General features: G+C 65.1%; 25 protein-coding genes. 21 read left to right on the top strand and 4 right to left on the bottom strand.

The annotated features are described in order from the left end of the window. Window positions 1-18: 18 nt before the first annotated feature. The 12 genes from gorA to C4S71_RS01580 all read left to right on the top strand — a co-directional run bounded on the left by gorA (window position 19) and on the right by C4S71_RS01580 (window position 10,372). Window positions 19-1,380: a glutathione-disulfide reductase gene (gene gorA, locus C4S71_RS01635; protein ID WP_103967980.1), complete on the top strand. Its 1,362-nt coding sequence runs from the start codon at window positions 19-21 to the stop codon at window positions 1,378-1,380. A 252-nt stretch (window positions 1,381-1,632) separates the two neighbouring features. Next, on the top strand, window positions 1,633-2,211 hold the full coding sequence (gene ectA / locus C4S71_RS01630; RefSeq protein WP_086511326.1) for a diaminobutyrate acetyltransferase: 579 nt from the start codon (window positions 1,633-1,635) through the stop codon (window positions 2,209-2,211). 79 nt (window positions 2,212-2,290) lie between these two features. Next, on the top strand, window positions 2,291-3,556 hold the full coding sequence (ectB, locus tag C4S71_RS01625; RefSeq protein WP_086511325.1) for a diaminobutyrate--2-oxoglutarate transaminase: 1,266 nt from the start codon (window positions 2,291-2,293) through the stop codon (window positions 3,554-3,556). Window positions 3,557-3,642: 86 nt separating this feature from the next. Beyond that, window positions 3,643-4,038, top strand: coding sequence for an ectoine synthase (locus C4S71_RS01620; RefSeq protein ID WP_086511324.1), 396 nt, complete (start codon window positions 3,643-3,645; stop codon window positions 4,036-4,038). Between the two features lie 341 nt (window positions 4,039-4,379). Further along, on the top strand, window positions 4,380-5,237 hold the full coding sequence (locus tag C4S71_RS01615; RefSeq protein WP_200825207.1) for an ATP-dependent zinc protease family protein: 858 nt from the start codon (window positions 4,380-4,382) through the stop codon (window positions 5,235-5,237). Window positions 5,238-5,272: 35 nt separating this feature from the next. Next, complete coding sequence (locus C4S71_RS01610; protein WP_103967979.1) at window positions 5,273-6,778, top strand: inactive transglutaminase family protein; 1,506 nt, start codon at window positions 5,273-5,275, stop codon at window positions 6,776-6,778. Window positions 6,779-6,783: 5 nt separating this feature from the next. Continuing rightward, window positions 6,784-7,779, top strand: coding sequence for an alpha-L-glutamate ligase-like protein (locus tag C4S71_RS01605; RefSeq protein WP_103967978.1), 996 nt, complete (start codon window positions 6,784-6,786; stop codon window positions 7,777-7,779). A 33-nt stretch (window positions 7,780-7,812) separates the two neighbouring features. Next, entirely contained in the window at window positions 7,813-8,289 is a 477-nt protein-coding gene (locus tag C4S71_RS01600; RefSeq protein WP_086511321.1) for a transcriptional repressor, read from the top strand. Further along, on the top strand, window positions 8,286-8,738 hold the full coding sequence (gene hisI / locus C4S71_RS01595) for a phosphoribosyl-AMP cyclohydrolase (RefSeq protein WP_086511320.1): 453 nt from the start codon (window positions 8,286-8,288) through the stop codon (window positions 8,736-8,738). Before C4S71_RS01600 ends, hisI begins: the two co-directional genes overlap by 4 nt. A gap of 2 nt (window positions 8,739-8,740) precedes the next feature. Then, window positions 8,741-9,088 (top strand): membrane protein insertion efficiency factor YidD, encoded by a 348-nt coding sequence (gene yidD / locus C4S71_RS01590; RefSeq protein ID WP_086511319.1) that lies wholly within the window; start codon window positions 8,741-8,743, stop codon window positions 9,086-9,088. A 185-nt stretch (window positions 9,089-9,273) separates the two neighbouring features. Beyond that, window positions 9,274-9,855, top strand: coding sequence for a DJ-1/PfpI family protein (locus C4S71_RS01585; protein WP_103967977.1), 582 nt, complete (start codon window positions 9,274-9,276; stop codon window positions 9,853-9,855). 115 nt (window positions 9,856-9,970) lie between these two features. After that, entirely contained in the window at window positions 9,971-10,372 is a 402-nt protein-coding gene (locus C4S71_RS01580; RefSeq protein WP_086511317.1) for a ribbon-helix-helix domain-containing protein, read from the top strand. Here C4S71_RS01580 and C4S71_RS01575 read toward each other — a convergent pair. Both C4S71_RS01575 and C4S71_RS01570 read right to left on the bottom strand, forming a co-directional pair. After that, window positions 10,342-10,767 carry a SufE family protein gene (locus C4S71_RS01575; RefSeq protein ID WP_103967976.1) on the bottom strand — a complete coding sequence of 142 codons (426 nt, stop codon included), beginning with the start codon at window positions 10,765-10,767 and terminating at the stop codon, window positions 10,342-10,344. The two genes, C4S71_RS01580 and C4S71_RS01575, sit on opposite strands and share 31 nt — an antisense overlap. Window positions 10,768-10,795: 28 nt before the next feature. Then, window positions 10,796-11,905, bottom strand: a complete 1,110-nt coding sequence (locus C4S71_RS01570) for a tyrosine-type recombinase/integrase (RefSeq protein ID WP_103967975.1) — start codon at window positions 11,903-11,905, stop codon at window positions 10,796-10,798. A gap of 336 nt (window positions 11,906-12,241) precedes the next feature. Between C4S71_RS01570 and C4S71_RS01565 the strand changes: the two genes are divergently transcribed. Beyond that, on the top strand, window positions 12,242-13,285 hold the full coding sequence (locus C4S71_RS01565; protein WP_103967974.1) for a DNA-binding protein: 1,044 nt from the start codon (window positions 12,242-12,244) through the stop codon (window positions 13,283-13,285). Window positions 13,286-13,363: 78 nt separating this feature from the next. Here C4S71_RS01565 and nfuA read toward each other — a convergent pair whose 3' ends face one another. Then, window positions 13,364-13,954, bottom strand: coding sequence for a Fe-S biogenesis protein NfuA (gene nfuA, locus C4S71_RS01560; protein ID WP_086511313.1), 591 nt, complete (start codon window positions 13,952-13,954; stop codon window positions 13,364-13,366). A gap of 239 nt (window positions 13,955-14,193) precedes the next feature. On the opposite strand from nfuA, the gene metH reads away from it, so the two are divergent. The 4 genes from metH to C4S71_RS01540 all read left to right on the top strand — a co-directional run bounded on the left by metH (window position 14,194) and on the right by C4S71_RS01540 (window position 21,617). Then, the gene (gene metH / locus C4S71_RS01555; protein WP_103967973.1) at window positions 14,194-17,913 is read left to right on the top strand and encodes a methionine synthase; all 3,720 of its coding nucleotides are present in this window, start codon (window positions 14,194-14,196) and stop codon (window positions 17,911-17,913) included. Between the two features lie 61 nt (window positions 17,914-17,974). Continuing rightward, on the top strand, window positions 17,975-19,303 hold the full coding sequence (locus tag C4S71_RS01550) for an MATE family efflux transporter (RefSeq protein ID WP_103967972.1): 1,329 nt from the start codon (window positions 17,975-17,977) through the stop codon (window positions 19,301-19,303). A 132-nt stretch (window positions 19,304-19,435) separates the two neighbouring features. Further along, a complete protein-coding gene (locus C4S71_RS01545; protein WP_103967971.1) occupies window positions 19,436-21,088 on the top strand; it encodes a nitrite/sulfite reductase in 1,653 nt (550 codons plus the stop codon). Then, window positions 21,081-21,617, top strand: coding sequence for a DUF934 domain-containing protein (locus C4S71_RS01540; protein WP_103967970.1), 537 nt, complete (start codon window positions 21,081-21,083; stop codon window positions 21,615-21,617). The genes C4S71_RS01545 and C4S71_RS01540 overlap by 8 nt, the downstream gene beginning before the upstream one ends. A 90-nt stretch (window positions 21,618-21,707) precedes the next feature. On the opposite strand, the gene smrA is transcribed toward C4S71_RS01540, so the two are convergent. Next, the gene (gene smrA / locus C4S71_RS01535) at window positions 21,708-22,301 is read right to left on the bottom strand and encodes a DNA endonuclease SmrA (RefSeq protein ID WP_103967969.1); all 594 of its coding nucleotides are present in this window, start codon (window positions 22,299-22,301) and stop codon (window positions 21,708-21,710) included. 105 nt (window positions 22,302-22,406) lie between these two features. Between smrA and C4S71_RS01530 the strand changes: the two genes are divergently transcribed. From C4S71_RS01530 to C4S71_RS01515, 4 genes are all read left to right on the top strand, one after another. Beyond that, the gene (locus C4S71_RS01530) at window positions 22,407-22,874 is read left to right on the top strand and encodes a gamma-glutamylcyclotransferase family protein (RefSeq protein ID WP_307718936.1); all 468 of its coding nucleotides are present in this window, start codon (window positions 22,407-22,409) and stop codon (window positions 22,872-22,874) included. A 91-nt stretch (window positions 22,875-22,965) separates the two neighbouring features. Next, entirely contained in the window at window positions 22,966-23,322 is a 357-nt protein-coding gene (arsC, locus tag C4S71_RS01525; protein ID WP_086511306.1) for an arsenate reductase (glutaredoxin), read from the top strand. A gap of 27 nt (window positions 23,323-23,349) precedes the next feature. Further along, entirely contained in the window at window positions 23,350-23,970 is a 621-nt protein-coding gene (gene wrbA, locus C4S71_RS01520; RefSeq protein WP_103967967.1) for an NAD(P)H:quinone oxidoreductase, read from the top strand. Further along, a complete protein-coding gene (locus C4S71_RS01515) occupies window positions 23,967-24,368 on the top strand; it encodes a DUF2069 domain-containing protein (RefSeq protein ID WP_086511304.1) in 402 nt (133 codons plus the stop codon). Before wrbA ends, C4S71_RS01515 begins: the two co-directional genes overlap by 4 nt. Window positions 24,369-24,420 lie beyond the last annotated feature (52 nt).

Below are 24,420 nucleotides of genomic sequence, written 5' to 3'. Positions count from 1 at the left end.
CTAGACGAGGAGAAATGAGTGTCAGACTTCGACTATGACCTGTTCGTGATTGGTGCCGGCTCCGGTGGGGTGCGCGCTGCCCGCACTGCAGCGGCAACCGGTGCCAGAGTGGCCGTTGCCGAAGACCGCTATCTGGGCGGCACCTGCGTGAACGTGGGTTGCGTGCCCAAGAAACTCTATTCCTATGCCGCCCATTTCCACGACGCCTTCGAAGACGCCCGAGGCTTCGGCTGGAGCCTGACCGAGGCGCCGCGCTTCGACTGGGCCACGCTGCGCGACAACAAGGTGCGCGAGATCAAGCGTCTCAACGAGATCTACGGCCGGCTGCTGGACAACGCCGGGGTCGAGTTGATCCACGGCCGGGCCCGGGTGGTCGATGCCCACCGCGTCGAGGTCGACGGCCGCGCCTTCAGCGCCGCCAAGATTCTGGTGGCCGTCGGCGGCTGGCCCTGGGTGCCCGACTTCCCCGGTCGCGAACTGACGGTGACGTCCAACGAGGTGTTCGATCTGGAGCTCATGCCGCGGCGTTTCCTGGTGCTGGGCGGCGGCTACATCGCGGTGGAGTTTGCCAGCATCTTCAACGGGCTGGGCAGCGAGTCGCACCTGGTCTATCGCGGCGAACTGTTTCTGCGCGGCTTCGACCGCGAGGTGCGTGAATTCACCCGTGAGCAGATGGCCCTCAAGGGCGTGAATCTGCATTTCGAAACCAATATCGAGAGTATCGAGAAGACCGAGGGCGGGCTGCTCGTGACGCTGACCAACGGCGAGTCGCTCGAGGTGGACACGGTGCTGGCCGCTACCGGACGCAAGCCCCATCTCGAGGGAGTCGGCCTCGACGCGCTAGGCATCGCTCTCAACCCCGATGGCACCGTCAAGGTCAACGATCGCTTCGAGACCTCCACGCCTTCCATCCTGGCACTGGGCGACGTGACAGGTGGGCCGGAGCTGACCCCCGTGGCGCTGGCGGAAGCCATGCATCTGGTCAGCCAGCATTTTGGCGAGGCACCGCCCAAGCCCATGGATTACCGCAATATCGCCACGGCAGTGTTCTGTCATCCCAACATCGGCACGGTGGGCCTGTCGGAGGAGCAGGCGCGCAAGGAGTATGACGCGATTCGCGTCTACCGCACCGATTTCCGGCCGATGAAGCACACGCTTTCCGGCAGTGAGGAGCGCTGTCTGATGAAGCTGATCGTCGACGACGCCAGCGACGTGGTGGTCGGCGCCCATATGGTGGGCGAGGAGGCGGGAGAGCTCATACAAGGCATCGCCATCGCGGTAAAGGCGGGGCTGACCAAGGCAGACTTCGATGCCACCGTGGGCATTCATCCCACCGCGGCGGAGGAGTTCGTCACCATGCGGACGTTATCGCGGCATTGACGCTTTGTCGCTTTCTCGTTCGATCGGGCCGCCTGAAGGGCGGCCCGATTCGTTTCCGACGCCCGGGGAATTCTGAACTAGACTTTGCCATGGGCGTGACCGAACGCGATGGCGGTTGTAGTCATCGGGCACGTATTGGAAAGCGTTGATAATTTTTTGTTATGTAATTGTGCCTCAGTCATAACGCCCGTTTTGATTTGTCGGTTGGCTTTGTTATCATTGGCAGTAACATCGCTACAGCGAAACCTGACCATGAACATGACACCGCAGCCTTTCACTCCCTCCGCCGACCTGGTCCGCCCCAGCGTGGCCGATGCCGTGGTCGGCAGCGATGCCTCACCGCTGTTCATCCGCAAACCCAACCCCGACGACGGCTGGGGCATCTACGAACTGGTCAAGTCCTGCCCGCCGCTCGATGTCAATTCCGCCTACGCCTATCTGCTGCTGGCGACACAGTTCCGCGATACCTGCGCCGTTGCCACCAACGAAGAGGGCGAAATCGTCGGCTTCGTTTCCGGTTACGTGAAGAGCAACGCCCCGGACACCTATTTCCTGTGGCAGGTGGCGGTGGGCGAGAAAGCGCGCGGCACCGGCTTGGCCCGGCGCCTGGTAGAGGCCGTCATGAGCCGCCCCGAGCTGCTCGACGTGCACCATCTGGAAACCACCATCACGCCGGACAATCAGGCGTCCTGGGGGCTTTTCCGCCGCCTTGCCGACCGTTGGCAGGCACCCCTCAACAGCCGTGAGTACTTCTCGACGGATCAACTCGGCGGTGAGCACGACCCCGAGAATCTCGTGCGCATCGGTCCGTTCGATACGCGGCGCATCTGATCCCCATCCCATTGCCGGACGGCCGAGCGGCTCGGTCGTCCACGCAGCCTTTCGCCTGATCATCTGACAGGAGGTCACCATGCAGACCCAGACACTCGAACGTCTCGAATCCAATGTCCGAACCTATTCCCGCTCGTTTCCGGTGGTTTTCACCAAGGCCAGGAACGCACGCCTGACCGACGAGAGCGGCCGCGAGTACATCGACTTTCTGGCCGGCGCCGGCACGCTCAATTACGGTCACAACAATCCGCACCTGAAGCAGGCGCTGCTGGACTACCTCGACAGCGACGGCATCGTGCATGGCCTCGACTTCTGGACCGCCGCCAAGCGCGACTACCTGGAAACCCTCGAAGAGGTGATCCTCAAGCCGCGTGGGCTGGACTACAAGGTGCACCTGCCGGGGCCGACCGGCACCAACGCCGTGGAGGCGGCGATTCGTCTGGCACGGGTGGCCCAGGGTCGCCACAACATCGTGAGCTTCACCAATGGTTTCCACGGTGTGACCATGGGCTCGCTGGCCACCACCGGCAATCGCAAGTTCCGCGAGGCCACCGGCGGCATCCCGCTGCAGGGCAGCGCCTTCATGCCCTATGACGGTTACCTGGGCGAGCATACCGACAGCCTCGACTACTTCGAGAAGCTGCTGGGCGACAACTCCAGCGGCCTGGACCTGCCGGCGGCGGTGATCGTCGAGACCGTGCAGGGCGAAGGCGGCATCAACGTGGCCGGGCTCGAGTGGCTCCAGCGCCTGGAGCGGATCTGCCGCGACAACGACATCCTGCTGATCGTCGACGACATCCAGGCCGGCTGTGGCCGCACCGGCAAGTTCTTCAGCTTCGAGCATGCCGGCATCACGCCCGACATCGTCACCAATTCGAAATCGCTGTCCGGCTTCGGTCTGCCGTTCGCCCACGTACTGATGCGCCCCGAGCTCGACAAGTGGAAGCCGGGCCAGTACAACGGCACCTTCCGCGGTTTCAACCTGGCCTTTGCCACGGCCGCGGCGGCCATGCGACAGTACTGGCAGGACGACACCTTCGAGCGCGACGTGCAGCGCAAGGGCAGGGTGGTCGAGGATCGCTTCCAGAAGATAGCCGCCTTGATCGGCGAGTACGGCGTGAAGGCCACCGAGCGCGGCCGTGGCCTGATGCGCGGCATCGACGTGGGCAGCGGCGAGCTGGCCGACAAGATCACCGCCAAGGCCTTCGAGAAGGGGCTGGTGATCGAAACCAGCGGCCAGGCCGGCGAAGTGGTGAAATGCCTGTGTCCGCTGACCATTCCCGACGAGGATCTGCTCGAGGGGCTGGATATCCTCGAGGCAAGCGTAAAGGAAGTGCTTGGCTAAGCGGCGATTTGCCGAGCAACTGCCAGAAAACGGCCGGCTGCGGCGTCAGCCGGCCAGTCCATGGATCGTATGGAGTGACATGAGCAATGATCGTTCGCAACCTCGAGGAAGCGCGTAAGACCGACCGCCTGGTCAAGTCGGAAAGCGGCACCTGGGACAGCACGCGTCTGGTGCTGGCCAACGACGGTGGCGGCTTCTCGTTCCACATCACGCGGATCTACGAAGGCACCGAGACTCACATCCACTACAAGCATCACTACGAGTCGGTGTACTGCATCGAAGGCGAAGGTGAAGTGGAGACTCTGGCCGACGGCAAGATCTGGCCGATCAAGCCCGGCGACATCTATATTCTCGATCAGCACGACGAACATCTGCTGCGCGCACACAAGACCATGCACCTGGCCTGCGTATTCACGCCGCCGATCACCGGCAAGGAAGTGCATCGTGAGGATGGCTCCTACGCACCGCCCGATGACGCCTGACAGGCCGAGCTTGCAAGTCCGTGCGACCCCGGCAGCAGCCGGGGTCGTGCGTTGCGGAAAGCCGGCCGGCGCCATGGCGAGGTCGTCGAACGGCAGGCCGGCATACCGCTCATCGTATCGCAGCGACTGACCGTCCAGGCCGATGGTTCGCATAATGTATATTATGTTAAATTGACTATCTGTTGCGGTGTTGGACAAGCCCACCTCGAAATCCTTATCATCCCCCGTCATGTCCCGGCGCGATCGTTCAAGCGCCCCAGACCCCGGTCGTTACCCGGGATTGTGCCAAGCCCACTGCCGCTGCGCCGATGCGCAGTCCAATTGGAGGCTGTCGATTTCCCATGCAACCGAGAACGCTATCCGCCACCGTCGTCTGGTTGCTGAGTTCGTTGCTGATCAGCGGATGCGCCCTCAATACCGGCCCTCAGGCCGAGCCTGAGCCCACTCTGAGTCCCGATCTTTTCGAAACCCGCATCGGTCAGCTCGAAGAGCACATGGCCTTGCGCTGCGCACGGGCCGAGGCTCACTTCGCCCAGCATGAGCGCCGCCAAGCCGAGCTGCTCAGCGAACTGCGCGATGCAGGCATCACCCTGCGCCACCTGCGTGGCGACATCGAGCGGCTTGAGCAGCGTGGCGGCGATGAGCCGATCCTGGTTCCGGCCGAATGCAACAACGAGCTGAGCGAAGTGCTCTCCTCGAAGGAAATGGTGGGTCGCGCCGAATGGATCGGCCTGCCGGAGGTTGGCACCTATCTGCGCGCCCGGGTCGACTCCGGTGCCAATACCTCCTCGCTGAGTGCGACGGACGTCACCCGCTTCGAGCGCGACGGTGAGGATTGGGTGCGTTTCAAGCTGGGTCTCAACGAGAGCGATATCGTCGTCGAGCATGTGCGCGACGAGTGGATCGAGCGCCCCGTCGAGCGCCGGGTACGCATCATGCAGGCCGCCGGCAGCGAGTCGCGCCCGGTCGTCAGTCTGATGATGACCTTGGGCCCGATCCGCGAAACCGTGGAGTTCACCCTGAGCGACCGCACTCACCTCAACTATCCGGTGCTGCTCGGTCGTCGTTTTCTCATGGATATCGCCCTGATCGACGTGGCGGAGAACTATCTCCACCCCCGTCCCGAATTCCCCGGCGGCCGCCCTGCCTCCGAGGCAGCCGAGGACCAGATCAACGACCGGGACGAAGAAGAAGGCTGATCGTGGCCTGACTGCCCTACCTGCAAGGATTCTACATGTCGCGACTGCCCTTCTACCTCATCGTGGGTCTGCTGATGGTGCTTGGCATCGGCACGAGCCTGCATCGGCACATTCAGATGGAGGTGCCCTGGACGCCCGGTGAGCAACGCCAGATCTGGGAGGTCGAGGCCATCGTCGACTTCACCGCACTGGGCGATCCCGTGCGGGTCGACCTGGCGCTGCCTTCGCACCAGCGTGGCTACCGCATTCTGACCGAGAACACGGCCTCGCCGGGATATGGCCTCTCCTTTCTGCAGGATGAGCGCAGCCGCCGCGCGCAGTGGTCGATTCGCAGTGCCACGGGCAGCCAGCAGCTCTATTACTCCGTGCGCTTGCAGGTGACCGAAGACAGACGCCAACAGCAGATGGTGCGTCCGCCGCTGCGTGAGATCAGCTGGGAGCGACCCTACGATACCGCGGCCGCCCAGGTCATTGAGCGGGCCTGGATGCGCAGCGCCGATCCCTACACCTTCACCCGCGAGTTGATTCGCGATTTCGGCGAAGACCGTCAGGGCGAGAATGCCCGTCTGCTGCTGACGCAGTTCGAGCGTACTCCGCTACTGGTGCGCCTGCTCAACCAGGCCGGCGTGCATGCCCGCGAGGTAAGCGGCCTCATGCTCGAGGATGGCCGCCGTCGGCAGGCGTTGACCTCCTGGATCATGGTGTTCGAGGACGAGCAGAACTGGACGCTGTTCAACCCCCGTACCGCCGACCAGGGGCAGCCGGACAACCTGCTGCTGTGGGAAACCGGCGGGCGCGCGGTGCTCGAAGTCCAGGGCGGCACCAATTCGCGGGTGACCTTCTCGATGCTGTCGCGCAATCAGCCGGCGGCGGCGGCGGTACGCAGTCAGCTGGCGGACGACACCCTGCTCAACTTCTCGATCCACAGTCTGCCGCTGGAGGAACAGGCGCTCTTCCAGACCATCCTGTTGATTCCCATCGGGGCGCTGGTGGTGGTCTTCCTGCGCATCATCGTCGGCATCAAGACCTCCGGCACCTTCATGCCCGTGCTGATCGCCCTCGCCTTCATTCAGACGACCCTGCCAACCGGCATGATAGGTTTTCTGTTGATCGTGGCGGTGGGGCTGGTGATACGCAACTACCTCTCCTACCTCAACTTGCTGCTGGTGGCGCGGGTGTCGGCGGTCATCATCACGGTGATCGCCATCATTTCGCTGTTTTCGGTGCTATCGTATCGAGTGGGGCTCAACGCAGGCCTGACGATCACCTTCTTCCCGATGATCATTCTGGCCTGGACCATCGAACGGATGTCGATCCTGTGGGAGGAAGAGGGTCCCAAGGAGGTCTTGATTCAAGGCGGCGGAAGCCTCATTACTGCCATACTGGCGTACCTGGCGATGAACAACCCCTGGATACGCCACCTCACCTTCAATTTTCTGGGTGTGCAGCTCATCATCATGTCGCTGATCCTGCTGTTGGGTAACTACACGGGGTATCGGCTGCTCGAGCTGCGACGCTTCAAACCGGTCACCGAGGATTGAGTCCCATGTGGGCACGACCGAAGCAGCTCAAGCTCCGAGGCATCATCGGCATGAATCGGCGCAACATCCGCTATATCGGGCGCTACAACAGCCGGCGCCTGTATCCACTGGTGGATGACAAACTGAAGACCAAGCTGCTGGCGGAAAAACACGGCATCACCACGCCGGCGCTGATCGGCACCGTGTCCACCCAGTTCGGCGTCAAGGCGCTGGGCCGCATGATTGCCGGTCATCCCGGTTTCGTCATCAAGCCGGCCAAGGGTAGCGGCGGCAAGGGCATCCTGGTCATCGAGCAGGTCGATGGGGAGAGTTTCATCAAGCCCAGCGGTGCCCGCCTGAGCATCGAGGATCTGCACCGGCACGTCTCGAACATCCTCTCCGGCCTCTATTCGTTGGGCGGTACGCCCGACGTGGCCATGATCGAGGGGCTGATCAACTTCGACGAGAAGCTCTCGGAGTACACCTACGAAGGCGTACCCGACATTCGCGTGATCATCTTCCGCGGCTATCCGGTGATGGCCATGATGCGCCTCTCCACGGCGGCTTCCGACGGCAAGGCCAACCTGCACCAGGGGGCGGTGGGCGTGGGGCTGGACATCGCCACGGGCACGGCGGTACGCGGCGTCCAGTTCGACCGTACCCGGCGCGACCATCCCGATACGGGCCACGAGCTCGCCAGCCTGCGGATTCCCGACTGGTCCAACCTGCTGGAACTGGCGGCCGGCTGTTACGAGATGACGGGACTTGGCTATCTGGGCACCGACATGGTCATCGATCGCAACCGCGGCCCCATGCTGTTGGAACTCAATGCCCGCCCCGGCCTGGCCATCCAAATGGCCAATGGCGAAGGGTTGCGCGCACGCCTGGACCTGGTGGAGAAACAGCCCGAGGGAGTGGGCGTCAGGGAGCGGGTTGCCTTCTCGCAGCGCCACTTCGCACGCCATGGCGAACTCAAGGAGCTTCCCGAGCCCGTGCTGGCCGAGGCAAGCCTCAGCACGTAGAATGGATGCCATTCCCTACACATCGGCTCTACCATGACCGACGCTACTGCCCTGCTTGCGCAGGCCGAAAGACAGTGCCAGCTTCGCGGGGTTCGCTTCACCCCGATCAGGCGCCGGGTGCTCGAGATGATCGCAGCAACCAGCGGTGGTCTGAAGGCCTATGAATTGCTCGACCGGCTTGCCGTCGAGCATGCCTCGGCCCGCCCACCTACCGTTTATCGCGCGCTCGACTTTCTCATCGAACAGGGGCTGGTGCACCGCATCGAGTCCCTCAATGCCTATGTGGCCTGCCCCTGTCCCGAGCATGCTCACGGCTTCCAGCTGCTGATCTGTCGTCACTGCGGACGCGTCGAAGAGCTGCATCTGGACGACGTCAATGCACAGCTGAGCGCTCGGGCGCGGGAACTCGGGTTCCGCGTCGAGCGTCAGACCATCGAGCTGCTGGGCAGCTGTGACCTTTGCCTTGCCGCGCCGGCAAGAGACAAGCCAGCCACTACGGAAACGTCATGAGCGATACCTTCAAACGGCTCGAGCGTGCCGAGCTCGACGCCCGCCTCCCCCTCGAGCGCATATTGGCGGCAGTGCGTTTCAATCAGGACGGCCTGATTCCCGCCATCGCTCAGCAGCACGATAGCGGCGAAGTGCTGATGATGGCATGGATGAACCGTGAGGCCCTCGAAGAGACGCTGGCCAGCGGGCGTGTCTGCTACTGGTCGCGCTCGCGGGGCAAGCTGTGGCGCAAGGGGGAGTCTTCCGGTCAGCAGCAGCACCTGCGCGCTGCCAGCCTCGATTGCGATGGCGACACTCTGCTGCTGCAGGTGGAACAGAACGGACCGGCCTGCCATACCGGCCGGCGCAGCTGCTTCTACGTGGCGCTGGAGGGGGAAGAAGCGAGAATCACCAGCGAGCCGCTGATCGATCCCGACACCCTCTACGGCAAGCCGTCGAAGGAAGGCTGAGCGTGACTCGCCCGACGGCCTGGCTACAGCGTCTCGGCAGGCTCGTGGCGCGCGCCCTGGGCCTGGCAATGATCGCTCTCGTCAGGCTCTATCAACTGGTCATCAGTCCCGTGCTCGGCCCGCGCTGCCGCTATTGGCCGAGCTGTTCCCACTACACCGTCGAGGCCGTTCAGGTGCATGGCCCGCTGCGCGGCGGTTGGCTGGCGGCGAAGCGCATCGTGCGCTGCCACCCCGGCAGCGATGGCGGCATCGATCCCGTGCCGGGCGGCCCCAGCGAGCGCCTGTGCCGCGAAGACCCGGAGCTCGACGAGCACTATCGCTGTCGTGCGGAGCACACCGCCAAGCACTGAAGACGGCGCGGACTGCGCCCGCCTCTCACCTCTCACCTCTCACCTCTCACCTCTGCCACCCGTCCCGTTTGTCATGGTCCCCTTGGTAGCCCGCTGTAGTAGCCCGCTACCACCCTCACCCGGTTCGCCCGTGCCAGACTGCTCGATGGCACACCCAACACAACGAGCCGATGAGGAGACACGCCATGTCTGCCAAGCGACTGCTCTTGCTGTGCGGCGATTTCGCCGAAGACTACGAAACCATGGTGCCGTTTCAGGCACTGCAGGCCGTGGGGCACCGCGTCGACGCCGTCTGTCCCGACAAGCGGGCCGGTGAAAGTATCGCCACTGCCATCCATGACTTCGAGGGCGATCAGACCTACAGCGAGAAGCCCGGGCACCGCTTTACCCTGAACGCCGAGTTCGCCGCCGTCGATCCTGCCGACTACGACGGTCTGGTCGTTGCCGGCGGGCGCGCGCCCGAGTACCTGCGTCTCAACGAGCGGGTCATCGAGGTGGTGCGTCACTTCTTCACCGAAGACAAGCCGGTGGCGGCGATCTGTCATGGCGCTCAGCTGCTGGCGGCGGCACGCGTGCTGGAGGGGCGCATCTGTTCGGCCTACCCTGCCTGTCGCCCCGAAGTGGAGCTGGCCGGCGGTCGTTATGCCGACATCGCCGTGGACGATGCCGTGACCGACGGCAAGCTGGTGACGGCGCCCGCCTGGCCCGCCCATCCGGCCTGGCTGGCCCAGTTCCTCGCCGTGCTGGGCACACGCATCGAACTGTGACATCGAAGCCGGACATCGAACCCTGACCGGTGTCGAGCGACGGCCTTGCCCTGGCCCGCGACCGACGCCATGCTGAAGGCATCGGTCGCGAGCCGGATCAGGGGGAGAATGACTCATGTGCAGGCTTTTCATCGGCGCCCAGCCGGATCTCTGGGAGCCGCAGACACGCTCCATGCGTATCGATGGCGTTTCCACCAGCGTGCGTCTGGAGCGCTTCTTCTGGACGGTGCTCGAAGAGGTGGGCAGGCGCGACGGACTGTCACTCAGCCAGCTGGTGGCCAGGCTGGCGCGGGAGTGCGCCGAGGCCGGTCACGATCCCGCCAACTTCGCTTCCTTCCTGAGGGTGTGCTGCGGCCGCTATCAGGCACTGCAGCTGGCGGGTGAGATCCCGGCGCAGCCGGATGTGGCCATCGCCAGCCTGGACGCCGACGGCATACTGGCCAGGGAGCGGCGCCGCCATGCCGCGGGGCGGCGCGCGGCGAGACCTCAGGCGGCCTCGCTCTCGGCGACTTCGTAGATCTTCGCCAGCATGGCGTGCAGGCCGTTGCTGCGCGTCGGCGACAGGTGCTTGTCGAGCCCAAGATCCTGCAGGAAGTGAGGGCTGGTGGCGCGAATCTCGGCCGGCGGACGGTCATTGTAGATGCGCATCAGCACGGCGATCAGTCCGGAAACGATGGCGGCATCGGATACCGCGTCGAAGTGCAGCGCCTCGCCTTCGCGGCGATGGTGAATCCAGACGTTGGATTGACAGCCCTGGATCTTGCGCTCCGGGGTCTTCCACTCCTCGGGAAACGGCGGCAGCTGTTTGCCCATGTCGATGATGTACTGGTAGCGGTCCATCCAGTTGTCGAACATCTCGAACTCTTCCAGCAACGCCTGCTGGGCCTGCTCGGCCGTGGCTTCGGTGGTCATGTGGCCTCCCGTGATGACTCGAAGGTCATTATACCGGTTCGGGCGCCCTGCCGGGCAAACCGTGAGCGGCTTGTTGACGATGCCACTCCTCGTCCTCGCCGTGCAGGTATTGCGCCGTGGTGTCGAGCCGCGCGTGGCGCGCGGTGCTGGCCAGGTAGCGCAGTTCGACCCCGGCCTGGGCCTGGTGGGTCAGCGAGGTGTGGCGCAGCCAGTGCGGCGTGGCGGCGCGCAGCCGTGCCACCTGGGCGGCAGCCGCCTCGCCGGCCTCGGCTTGCAGGGCATCGGCGGCGGCGTGAAAGGCGCTTCGAATCAGTCGATAGAGCTGGTTGTCACCCAGGCGACGCTCGCCGTCCAGGCCGCGCAGCAGCGCTCCCGCCTCTCCGGGCTGGGGGTGTGGCGAGAGCCCCAGCGTTTCCCGCCACTGTTCCAGCAGCGTCAGCATGTCGGGCGGTACGGGAATGCGCGCCAGCTTGTCGCCCTTCCCCACCACGCGCCACCACCAGCGCCCTTCGCGCAGGAAGAAATCGCTCATCTCGGCGGCAGCCATCTCGCCGATACGCGGGGCCAGCAGATAGGCAAAGCCGAAGATCAGTCGCCGACGCTGGTGAAGGTAGTGCTCCCTGAGGCTGGCATCCTGTGCCGGCGGCTCGTTCAGCCACTGCCATAGCCACTCCCACAGCGGCCGCTCCAGGTAGCGCTCGATACCGGTCTGGCGGTTGTCCAGCCGGCGCCGCTTGTCGCGCATCAGGCGAAACGGATTGTGCGTGAGCCATCCTGCTTCCACCAGCCAGGCGAACATGCCCTGCAGGATCACCAGGCTCTGCCGCCGGCTGCTGGGCGACAGCGGCCCGCGGAACGGGCGCCAGTCGGCGGCGTGGCGCGGCCGCGGCGGCCCCACCCAATGCTCGCGCGGCGTGGGCGAGGCCAGAAACGCCTCGTAGGCATCCAGGTCGTGACGGCGCAGCTCGGCCAGCCCGCGCCCTTCCCGCTCCAGCCACAGCAGCAGCCGCTCAGCCTCGCGACGATAGGCGCGCAGCGTTCGCGGGCTGTCGCGATATTCGGCGAGCCAGCGCGCCACGGCTTCGGCATCGCTTTGTGCGGCGATATGGACCTGGCCTGTGCGCGGGCGGCTGGGCATCAGTCCGCCAATCGGCGCCAACTGGCTCGATTTCGGCTCGGGCCGTGAGCCCGCCTCTGCCCTGCTTGTCTCGCTCGACATCCTCATGCCCTTGTCCCACTCCCTGAGCGTCCAGTGTCAGGCGTATCGAGCAGTTTTTCAAGATAAGACGAGTAATCTTGAATTTTGATTAATAGTGTAATGTAAATTACGTAATACATAAAATGTAATTTTCTTCCCCGCCGCTGGGAAAACGGCTATGCTTGAACGACTCAAGCGGGCGCATGGCAGAGCAAGAACAAGCGTCGCCCGCCGCGTGATGCATGGAGCAGCAGCTACACCATCAAGGAGATCGACATGGCACGCAGCGGTGTGCAATACGAGGATGTACTGGGCGCCATCGAATCCCTGCAGGCGCGGGGAGAAGCCCCCAGCGTGCAGAAGATTCGCGAAGTGTTGGGTACCGGCAGCTTCACCACGATCAGCGATCATCTGCGCGAATGGCGGCTGCGGCGGGAGAGCAGCCGCGAGCAGCCCGCGTCGCAGGCCATGCCCGAGGCGGTACAGCGGCTGGCGGAGAGTCTCTGGCACAAGGCTCAGGAAGCCGCCGGCGAGGCGCTGGCGCAATATCGCGAGCACGCCGACCGGCGTGTTGTCGAGGCGCAGGAAGCCATGCAGGAAGCGCAGCGGCAGGTCGAGGATGCCGAGCAGCGCGAGGCCGCCCTTTCCGCTCACGTGGCGGGCACCGAGCAGCGATTGGAGGCGCGTAGCGCCGCCCTGGCGCGGGTCGAGGCCGAGCGCGATCAGTGGCAGGAGCGTGCTCGCCAGTTCGAGGAGCGTCTCAGCCGTGCCCTGCAACAGCTCGACAAGCTTCAGCAGGAGAGCGAGCAGCAGGCTCAGGCGCATCAGCAGGCCCTGGCCGAGCGTGATGCGCAGCACCTGGCGCGTCTCAACCAGGAGGAGCAGCGTCATGAAGTCGCCGAGGCACGCCTCATGACGCTACTCGACGAGGCGCGCCAGGAGCGCGTGGCGGCCGAGAAGCGCTACGATGCCGCGGCCCAGCAGTTGGAGAAGCGTCAGGAAAACCTGCAGCGCCAGCTGCACGAGACCCAGGCCGCCTTGGGCCGCGAGGAGAAGCAGCACCGCGAGACCCAGTGGGCGAGAAGTCGCGCCGAAGAGCGTATCGACACGCTGCGCCACGAACAGTCGCTGCTGCAGGCACGCATCGAGGACCAGAAGCGCCACATCGAAGAGCAGGCGGCGCGGCTGCGCACCCTGGATGCCGAGCTCATGCGGCGCGCTTGGCAGCCTGACGAGGAAGGAAAGCCCTCACGCCGTGCGGAGCGGGGAGCCGAAACGCAGGAAGGCTCCAAAGTGGAGCCTTCCGAGAGCGTTCGCTGAATGCCCGGCGCCCTTGCGGGCGGTGCACCCTGTACGAACCACGGCGATGCCGCGAAATGCGGGTCGCCGTTTCGAATGTCAGCGATAGTAGGCGTTGGTGGTATCCGTGTGGTCGGTCACGTCGCGGATGCCGGCCAGCTCAGGGATACGCTCCATCAGGGTCTTCTCCACCCCTTCCTTGAGCGTCAGGTCGACCGCCGCGCAGCCCTGGCAGCCGCCGCCGAAGGCCAGTACCGCGACCTGGTCCTCGGTCAGCTCGATCAGCTTGATCTCGCCGCCGTGGGCAGCCAGGCCCGGGTTGATCTCGCTGTAGAGAATGTAGTTGACGCGATCCTCGAGCGGGCTGTCGGCATTGACCTTGGGCATCTTGGCGTTGGGCGCCTTGATGGTGAGCTGCCCACCCATGCGGTCGGCGTTGAAATCGACCACTGCCTCTTCGAGGAAGGGTATGCTGTTCTTGTCGATCAAGACGGCGATCTTGTCGAGCTCCAGACGCTCGTCAGTGGGCTCTTCCTCGCCGGGCCGGCAGTAGGCCAGGCAGGTCTCGGCGTAGGGCGTGCCCGGCTGGGTGATGAAGATGCGCACTGCAATGCCCTCGACGTTCTGCTTTGCCAGCAGCTCGGCAAGGTATTCCTGGGCGCTGTCGGTAATCTGGATGATCTCGCTCATGATGTTCTCGCTGGTCGGACGCGGCAACGGGGCCGGCCATAAGTGACATACCATCATGGTAAGCAAAAGCGGGCTTCGAGACAATCCCGACTGTTTTGCTCGGTTTTTGACCAGCCCTGCCCTCAAGCCGCTGGTTTTGCTACCATAGCCGGCCGACAAGGCCGCCCCTGCCAAAGAGCACCAGGATCCATGGGCGGCCACATACCTGGACGTGACTTCGCTGGAGACAGACCCGACCCATGGCCGCCCTTCCTTCTGCACTGACCGCCACCCTCACCGAACGGCTCGGCGAGCGCATCCTCATGCTGGATGGCGGCATGGGTACCATGATACAGAATGCCAAGCTCGAGGAAGCCGACTTCCGCGGCGAGCGCTTCGGCGACTGGCCCTCGGAACTCAAGGGCAACAACGACCTGCTGGCACTGACCTGCCCCGATCTCGTCACGCGTCTTCACCGCGCCTATCTCGAGGCGGGCGCCGACATCATCGAGACCAACACCTTCAACAGCACTCGCCTCTCCCAGGCCGATTACGGCATGGAGGCACTGGTGCCGGAGATCAATCGCGAGTCGGCGCGTCTGGCCCGTGCGGCGTGCGATGCGGTGGCGGCCGAGACCGGGGTGCCGCGCTACGTGGCCGGGGTGCTGGGGCCGACCTCGCGTACCGCCTCGCTCTCGCCCGACGTCAACGATCCGGCCAAGCGCAACGTTACCTTCGACCAACTGCGTGACAACTACTACGAGGCGGCCGAAGCGCTGATCGAGGGCGGCGCCGACCTGATCCTGATCGAGACGATCTTCGACACCCTCAATGCCAAGGCGGCCATCTTCGCCCTGGAGGCGCTGTTCGACGACCGCGGCGAGCGGCTGCCGGTGATGATATCCGGTACCATCACCGACGCTTCCGGGCGTACCCTCTCCGGCCAGACCACCGAGGCGTTCTGGAACTCGGTGCGCCATGCCCAGCCGCTCTCCATCGGCCTGAACTGTGCCCTGGGCGCCGAAGAGCTGCGCCCTTATCTGGAAGAGCTCTCGACCAAGGCCGACACCTTCGTCTCGGCGCACCCCAACGCCGGGCTGCCCAACGAATTCGGCGAGTACGATCAGACCCCCGAAGAGATGGCGGCCATCGTCGCCGAGTTCGCCTCGAGCGGTCTGGTCAACATCATCGGCGGTTGCTGCGGCTCGACGCCGGAGCACATCGCCGCGATTCATGCCGCCATCCAGGGCATGGCGCCGCGCAAGGTGCCCGAGCGTCCGCGCGCCTGTCGCCTGGCGGGGCTGGAGCCCTTCAACATCGAGAAGGGCTCGCTGTTCGTCAACGTCGGCGAGCGCACCAACGTCACCGGCTCGGCGCGCTTCAAGCGGCTGATCGTCGAGGAGGACTACACCACCGCCCTGGAAGTGGCGCTGGACCAGGTCGAGAACGGCGCCCAGATCATCGACATCAACATGGACGAGGGCATGCTGGAGTCGCAGGAGGCGATGGTACGCTTCCTCAACCTGATCGCCGGCGAGCCCGACATCGCCCGGGTGCCGATCATGATCGACTCCTCCAAGTGGGAGATCATCGAGGCCGGCCTCAAGTGCGTACAGGGCAAGGCGGTGGTCAACTCCATCTCGCTCAAGGAGGGCGAGGAAGTGTTCCTCGAGCAGGCCACCCTGTGTCGTCGCTACGGGGCCGCGGTGGTGGTCATGGCCTTCGACGAGACCGGCCAGGCCGACACCTTCGCGCGCAAGACCGAGATCTGTCAGCGCGCCTATGAGCTGCTGGTCGAACGGGTCGGCTTCCCGCCGGAAGACATCATCTTCGACCCCAACATCTTCGCCATCGCCACCGGCATCGAGGAGCACGACAATTACGCCGTCGACTTCATCGAGGCCACCCGCTGGATCCGCGAGCACCTGCCCCACGCCATGGTCTCGGGCGGGGTCTCCAACGTCTCGTTCTCCTTCCGCGGCAACGACCCGGTGCGCGAGGCGATTCACTCGGTGTTCCTCTATCACGCCATCCGTGCCGGGCTGACCATGGGTATCGTCAACGCCGGCCAACTGGCGGTCTACGACGATCTGCCGGAGGAACTGCGCGAGGCGGTCGAGGACGTGGTGCTCAATCGCCGCAGCGACGGCACCGAACGCCTGGTCGACCTGGCCGAGAAGTACAAGGGCGACGGCAGCGGCGCGGCGAAGAAAGAGGACCTGGAGTGGCGCTCCTGGGAGGTGGAGAAGCGCATCGAACATGCCCTGGTCAAGGGCATCACCGCCTTCATCGAAGAGGATACCGAGCTTGCCCGGCAGCGGGCCGCACGTCCCATCGAGGTGATCGAGGGGCCGCTGATGGACGGCATGAACGTGGTCGGCGACTTGTTCGGCGCCGGCAAGATGTTCCTGCCCCAGGTGGTCAAGTCGGCGCGGGTCATGAAGCAGGCGGTGGCCTACCTCATCCCCTTCATCGAAGCCGAAAAGAGCGAGGACACCCAAGCCAAGGGCAAGATCGTCATGGCCACGGTGAAGGGCGACGTGCACGACATCGGCAAGAACATCGTCGGCGTGGTCCTGCAGTGCAACAACTATGAGGTGATCGACCTGGGCGTGATGGTGCCGGCGGAGAAGATTCTGCAGACGGCCCGTGACGTCAATGCCGACATCATCGGCCTCTCGGGGCTGATCACGCCCTCGCTGGACGAGATGGTCCACGTGGCCAAGGAGATGAAGCGCCAGGGCTTCAAGCTGCCGCTGCTGATCGGCGGCGCCACCACCTCCAAGGCGCACACCGCGGTGAAGGTCGAGCCGCAGTACGACGAGCCGGTGATCTACGTGACCGACGCCTCGCGGGCGGTGGGCGTTGCCGGCAAGCTTCTCTCTCCCACGCTGAAGCCCGCCTATGTGGCAGAGATCAAGGCGGAGTACGAGCAGGTGCGCGAGCGCAACGCCAAGCGCCGTCCCAAGGCGGCGGACCTGAGCTACGCCGAGGCCCGCCAGCGCAAGCTGCCCATCGACTGGGACAGCTATACGCCGCCCCGGCCCGCCATCACCGGACTCAAGGTGTTCGAGGGCTACGATATCGAGGAGCTGGTCGAGCGCATCGACTGGACCCCCTTCTTCATGAGCTGGGAGCTGGCGGGCAAGTACCCGAAGATTTTCGACGACGCGGTGGTCGGCGAGGCCGCGCGCAACCTGTTCGCCGATGCCCAGCAGATGCTGCGCAAGCTGATCGACGGCAAGCACGTCGAGGCGCGCGGGGTGATCGGTCTGTGGCCGGCCAACAGCGTCGACGACGACGTCATCGAGGTGTATGCGGACGAGTCGCGCAGCGAGGTGATCGCCCGCCTGCACCACATTCGCCAGCAGACCACCAAGAACCGCGATGGCGTCTGTTACAGCCTGGCCGATTTCGTGGCCCCCCGCTACGATGCCGACGGCAACGAACGCGACCAGCTCGACTGGGTCGGCGGCTTCGCCGTGACCACCGGCCACGGTGTGGAGGCGCTGGCCGAGCGCTACAAGGCCGCCGGCGACGACTACAGCGCGATCATGGTCCAGGCCCTCACCGACCGTCTGGCCGAGGCCTTTGCCGAGCGCATGCACGAGCGGGTGCGCAAGGAGTTCTGGGGCTACGTGCCCGACGAGACCCTGGACAACGACGCCCTGATCGCCGAGAAGTACCAGGGCATCCGGCCGGCGCCGGGCTATCCCGCCTGCCCCGATCACACCGAGAAGCGCACCCTGTTCCAACTGCTCGATGCCACCGAGAACGCCGGCATCGAGCTGACCGAGAACTTCGCCATGTGGCCGGCGGCCGCGGTGTCGGGGTGGTACTTCTCGCACCCCCAGGCCAAGTACTTCTCCACCGGCAAGATCACTCGTGACCAGGTCGAGGCGTTGGCGCAGCGCAAGGGCATGAGCCTCGAGGAGCTGGAGCGCTGGCTCTCGCCGGTACTTTCCTACGATCCGGCCTGAGACGACGACCCCTGATGCCCCGCACCTCGGCGCGGGGCACTCTTGAACCCTACGATAGAGCATGCTGCCAGATTCGATCCGCCGTCGACGCATCCTGCGCCTAGCCACGCCGATCATCGCCGCGATGCTGACCCAGAGCCTGATCAACCTGATCGACGCGGCGCTGGTCGGCTCGCTCGGTGAGGTGCCGCTGGCCGGTGTGGGTATCGGCGGCTATGCCATGTTCCTGGTCACGGCCCTGGTCTTCGGGCTCTCCTCCGGCGTGCAGTCGCAGACGGCCAGGCGTCATGGCGAGGAGGCCTGGCAGGTACGCGCCAGGCCGCTCAATGCCGGGCTGGCCATTGCCCTGTGCGTCTCCCTGCCGTTGACGCTGCTGTGCCTGTGGCAGGCGCCGCGCCTGATGGCCCTGATCAATCCCGATGCCGCGGTCAATGCCGTCGCGGTCGAGTACTTCCGCTGGCGTGTGCTGTCGCTCGCCGCCGTGGCCATGATCTTCTGCTTCCGGGGTTACTGGAACGGCATCGAGCAGAGCGGCTTTTATCTGCGCATCATGCTGGCGATGCACGTAGTCAACGTGGCAGCCAGCGTGTGCCTGATCTTCGGCTACCTGGGGCTACCGGCCATGGGCGCCGCCGGCGCCGGTGCGGGCACCACCCTTTCGCTCTACGTCGGCCTCTTGCTCTGGGCGCTGCTGAGCCTGCGTCATGCCGTACCCAGCGGCTTTCTCGCGGGCGTGCCCCGGCGCCCTGCTCTGCTGACCACGCTGCGCCTGGCCACGCCTCACTCCTTCCAGCAGCTGTGGTTCGCCGCCGGCTATGCGGTGCTGTTCTGGATTCTGGGGCGCATCGATACGGCCAGCGTCGCCGTGGGCCACGTGCTGGTTAACCTCTCGCTGCTGTTGATTCTGCCCGGCGTAGGGCTGGGCATGGCCGCCATGAGCCTGGTCGGCCAGTCGCTGGGGCGTCAGGCCCATGGCGACGCCCATCGCTGGGGCTGGGACGTGGTACGCCTCGCCTGGCTGTGCCTGGCGGCCCTGGCGCTGCCCATGGCGCTGTTTCCGGAACAGATCCTCGGTGTATTCCTGCGCGACCCCGAGCTCATCGCCCTTGCTCGTCTGCCGCTGCAGCTCACCGCAGTGATGATCGTGCTGGACGGTGCCGCCCTGGTGCTGGCCCAGGCCCTGCTGGGTGCCGGTGCCAGTCGCACCGTGATGACCACCACGCTCTCCCTTCAGTGGCTGGTCTTCCTGCCGCTGGCGTGGTGGGTCGGTGTGGTCATGGAGCAGGGCCTGCTGGGCATCTGGTGGGTGCAGCTCGGCTACCGTTGTCTCAACTCGCTGTGGTTCGTGACGATCTGGCAGCGGCGGCAGTGGCTGCGGCTGGAGATCTGATAGAGTGGTGACTTGACCTTTATATGTCTTTACGTATAAAAAATATGAATATTTATTCTTTCAAAGAATATGCCTGGGGCGTTATGGTGCCCCCTGACGCTTCGCCATTTCCCCTGCAGCAGGACCGGCTGAATGTATCGCTACGACACCCATGATCAGACTCTGGTCAATGAACGCGTCGCTCAGTTTCGCGACCAGATGAATCGCTATCTGGCCGGACGGATCAGCGACGAAGAATTCTTGCCGCTGCGCGTGCAGAACGGCCTCTATGTCCAGCGCTATGCGCCCATGCTGCGTATCGCCATTCCCTACGGCATGCTGGCCTCCTATCAGCTGCGCAAGCTGGGCGATCTGGCCCGCGACTACGATCGCGGCTACGGTCACTTCACCACCCGTACCAATCTGCAGCTGAACTGGCCGAAGCTGGAGACCGTGCCCGACATGCTGGCCGAGCTGGCCAGCGTTCAGATGCACGCCATCCAGACCAGCGGCAACGACATTCGCAACACCTCCACCGACCAGTTCGCCGGCATCTCCGAGGACGAGGAGGTCGATCCGCGGCCCTGGTGCGAGCTGATTCGCCAGTGGTCGACGTTCCACCCCGAGTTCACCTACCTGCCGCGCAAGTTCAAGATCGCCGTGACCGGTGCCGCCGAGGATCGCGCCGCGATCCAGGTGCACGATGTCGGTCTGCGCCTGTGGCGCGACGACAAGGGCGAGGTGCGTGTCAAGGTGTTGGCCGGCGGCGGCCTCGGCCGCACGCCGATGATCGGCGAGGTGGTGCGCGACGACCTGCCCTGGCAGCATCTGCTGACCTATCTCGAGGCACTGGTGCGCGTCTACAACCAGTTCGGCCGCCGCGACAACAAGTTCAAGGCGCGCATCAAGATCCTGGTCAAGGCGCTGGGCGTCGAGGAGTTCCGTCGTCGCGTCGACGCCGAGTGGTCGCATCTCAAGGATGGCCCCCAGACGCTGACCCGTGAAGCCGTCGAGGCGATGCAGTCACACTTCATCGACCCGGAGCGTCGCGCCATCGGTGAAGAGGCGATTGCCCAGTTCGAGCGCCTGCGCGGCGAGAATCGCGCCTTTGCGCGTTTCGTCACCAACAACGTGCACGGCCACAAGGTGCCGGGCTACAAGGCCGTCACCCTGTCGCTCAAGCGCAAGGGTCACTCACCGGGCGACCTGACCTGGGAGCAGATGCACCAGGTGGCCGATCTGGCCGACGAGTTCAGCTACGGCGAGATCCGCGTTACCCACGAGCAGAACCTGGTGCTGGCCGACGTGGCGGTGGACCGCCTCGAGGAGCTCTGGCATCGCCTGGAAGAGCTGGGCCTGGCCAACCCCACCGTGGGCACCCTGGCCGACCTGATCTGCTGCCCCGGCGGCGACTACTGCGCCCTGGCCAATGCCAAGTCGATCCCGGTGGCTCAGGCGATTCAGGAGCGCTTCGAGGACATCGATTACCTCTATGATCTGGGGCCGCTGGATCTCAACATTTCCGGCTGCATGAATGCCTGCGGTCATCACCACGTGGGCCACATCGGCATTCTCGGCGTCGACAAGAAGGGTGAGGAGTGGTATCAGATCTCCCTCGGCGGCGCCCAGGGCAACGACTCCTCGCTGGGCAAGATTCTCGGCCCCTCGTTCGACCGCGAGAGCGTGCCCGACGTCATCGACAAGGTACTGCAGGTCTACGTCGGCGAGCGTGCCGAAGGCGAGACCTTCATCGAAACGTATCGCCGTATCGGCCTCAAGCCATTCAAGGAGCGGGTCTATGCCTGATCAGAACGCCACCCAGCGCCCTTTCATCCGTGACGGCAAGCCGGCCGAGGACCGCTGGCTGCTGATTCGCGATGCCGAAGCGGAGCTGCCGGCTTCCACCCCTGCCATCGTGCCGCTGGCACGCTGGCAGGCGCTGGAAGGCAGCGCCGAGCTGGCGCCGTGGCTTGCCAGTGACACCGAGCTGACGCCGGAGCTGGCCGAACAGCTGGCAGCAGCCCCACTGATCGCCATCGACTTCCCTAAGTTCACCGATGGCCGCGGCTACAGCCTGGCGCGCCTGCTGCGCGAGCGCTACGGCTTCGATGGCGAGATTCGCGCCATCGGTGACGTACTGGTCGATCAGGCCTTCTTCCTCACCCGCTGCGGCTTCAATGCGCTGTCGCTGCGTGAAGATCAGTGGCTGGAAGATGCACTGCACGCGCTGAATGCCTTCAGCCGCGCCTATCAGCCTGCCGTCGACGTGAGCGAGCCGCTGTTCCGCCAGCGCATGCGCGAAGCCGTCAAGCGGGCGGAGCCGGCGCTGGCCTAGTCTCGCGTACGGATCCCTTGGTGCGTCATCCAGAACGAAAGCCGGCCTCGTGCCGGCTTTTCGTTCTCGGGTAAACGAGCGGCCTTGCGCTCAGCCGCGACGCTTCTGCTGACGCTCGCGGTTGTCCGCCCTCGCCCGCTCGCTCTTGCGCAGCATCACCCAGGTCGCGCCCAAACCGCCGTCGGCCTGCTGAGCAGAAGCGAAAGCCTGCACCTCCTCGAACTGCACCAGCCATTTGGCCAGGTAGGAGCGCAGCACGTTGGCGGGGCTGTCGATCTCCTGCCCGCGGCCATGCACGATCAGCAGCGAGCGCAAGTCGTGGGCGTAGGCTTCGCGAATGAAGGGCGGCAGCATCCGACGACACTCCGCCAGCGGGCGGCGCAGCAGATGCAGGCGCGACTGGGCGGGATAGCCGCCGTGTCGCAGACGATCCACGACGCCCTGCTGGATGCCGTCGCGGCGAAAGGCCAGGGGATCGAACGGTGGCACCAGCTCGACGAAGTCGTCCGACAGGAAATTGTTCTCCCCGAGCTCTGCCTGGGCGCTCTCGCGGCGAGCCAGCTGTGCCTCGCTGGGCCGACTGCGGCGTGGGCCCGGATCGGCTCGATTGGCGCTCCTGCGCAGTGGCTTCACATCCCCCACCAATGCCCGGAAGTCCTGATCCTCGTGTGCTGAGTGCGTCATGGGCAACCTCCGCTGTGATCGAGCCTCGACTTGCATCCTAACAGAGCCCACTGGCGGCGGAGAACCGGACAACCGCCCTCTCACCGTGGCAGGATGTGTTTTCACATGTCACAGGGAGACGACATGCGCCTGCGCCATTACGTTCTCGTCACGCTGTTCGGCCTGCTCGCCCTGGCCGGCTGGCTGTGGCTCACCATGCTGAGTCCTTATACCTACGATCGCCCCGCTCATCTACCTGAGATCGAGGCCGGCGAGCATGCCGTGTTCGTCTACGGCACGCTGCGTTTTGCCCCGGTGCGCTGGGTGGTCATGGGGCGTGCGGGAGAGACCGAGACGGCCGTGCTCGAAGGTTTTCGCCGCGAGCGCCTCGATCTGGTCGAAGCGCCCGACGAGCGAGTGCTGGGCGAGCTGGTGGTGGTCGATGCCGACGAGCTGGAGCGGCTCGACCGCTATGAGCGGCTGGGAATCCGCTATCAGCGCGTTCCCATGCGCCTGGCGGATGGCCGCAAGGCGTGGGTCTACCGGCGCCTCGATGAGGCGCTGCAACCTGCCGGGGTAAATGCAAGCGACTGATCGACGCGGACATTCCCGCAGGCCACGGTTGTGGACGACACGGGGCCCCTTCTACAATACGGACCAGTTTTCACGGATCGAGGAGTCGCGCATGGCCATTACGCTCTACCACAACCCCCGTTGCTCGAAGTCGCGCCAGGCGCTGGCGCTGCTCGAGGAGCGCGGCGCCGAGGTCAGGGTGCGTCGCTATCTCGACGAACCGCTCAGCGAAGAGGAACTGCGTGACCTCATGTCGCGGCTCGACGCCGACGGCGAGGCCCTGGTGCGCACCAAGGAGACGGAGTGGAAGGAAGTCGCAGACACTAATCTGCAGGATCAGGAGCAGGTGATAGGCGTCCTGGTGCGCTATCCCAAGCTGATGGAGCGCCCCATTGCCGACGACGGCAAGCGCGCCGTCATCGGTCGGCCACCCGAAGACGTGCTGGCCCTGCTTCACGCCCGCGACTGACCTTTCCCCTCTGCTTCTGGAGCCACGATGCGCGATTCGCTGCCCTATGTGCTGATTCTCTACTACTCCCGCCACGGCGCCACGCGCAGCATGGCCGAACAGCTGGCCGCCGGCGTGGAGTCCTGCCCCGGCATCGAGGCGCGGCTGCGCACCGTGCCGCCGGTCTCGCCCACCTGCGAGGCCGTCGACCCGGAGATTCCCGCCGAGGGCGCCATCTATGCCGAGCTGGACGACCTGCGCCATTGCGCCGGCCTGGCGCTGGGCAGCCCGACCCGGTTCGGCAACATGGCCGCGCCGCTCAAGCATTTCATCGACTCGACCAGTGCGCTGTGGCTCAACGGTGCCCTGGTCGACAAGCCGGCCACCGCCTTCACCTCCACCTCCAGCCTGCACGGCGGCCAGGAAACCACGCTGATCTCCATGCTGCTGCCCTTGCTGCACCACGGCATGGTCTATGCCGGCCTGCCCTATAGCGAGACCGAGCTGATGACCACCACCGCCGGCGGCACACCCTATGGGGCCAGTCACGTGGCCGGGCAGCGCAACGATCAGCCCCTGGCGGATGCCGAGCGCCGGCTGGTGCGCGCCCAGGGCAAGCGCTTGGCGCGTTTGGCGCTGGCGCTCGACGGCCTGAGGCAAGACTCATGAGGCGCTGGGTCGAGGGGCTCGAGGCGCGCCATGGGCTGGATTTTCTCACTGAGCGCAGCCGTCAGGCGGTGCTCGTCAGCTACGTCGTTCTCCTGGCGCTGCTGGCCTGGAGCGGCTTGGCCATGGAGGCCGGCACCAACCCGCTGACTCCCATTCTGATCCGCGGCCTGCCGCTGATCCTGTTCCTGCCTTCGATCGTCGCCAAGCGCCCCCGTGGGCATGTCTGGCTCGCCTTCGTCAGCCTGCTCTATTTCGTGCAGGGAGTGATGGTGGCCACGCTGCCCGGTCAGGGGCTGCTGGGTATTGCCGAAGCGCTCGCGGCACTGGGGCTGTTCACCGGCTGCATGTTCTACGCCCGCTTTCGCAGCCGGCAGATCAAGACCGGTCGTGGAGAGTGATGCTCCATACTGAACGTGGCGGATGCGCCGAGGGTGTTGTGCTGCTCTCGCA

The organism is Billgrantia desiderata, from assembly GCF_900108215.1.
GTDB classification, from domain to species: Bacteria; Pseudomonadota; Gammaproteobacteria; order Pseudomonadales; family Halomonadaceae; genus Halomonas; species Halomonas desiderata.
The sequence above is the reverse complement of the archived record's forward strand: the minus strand, read 5'-3'. Positions and strand labels throughout refer to the sequence as shown.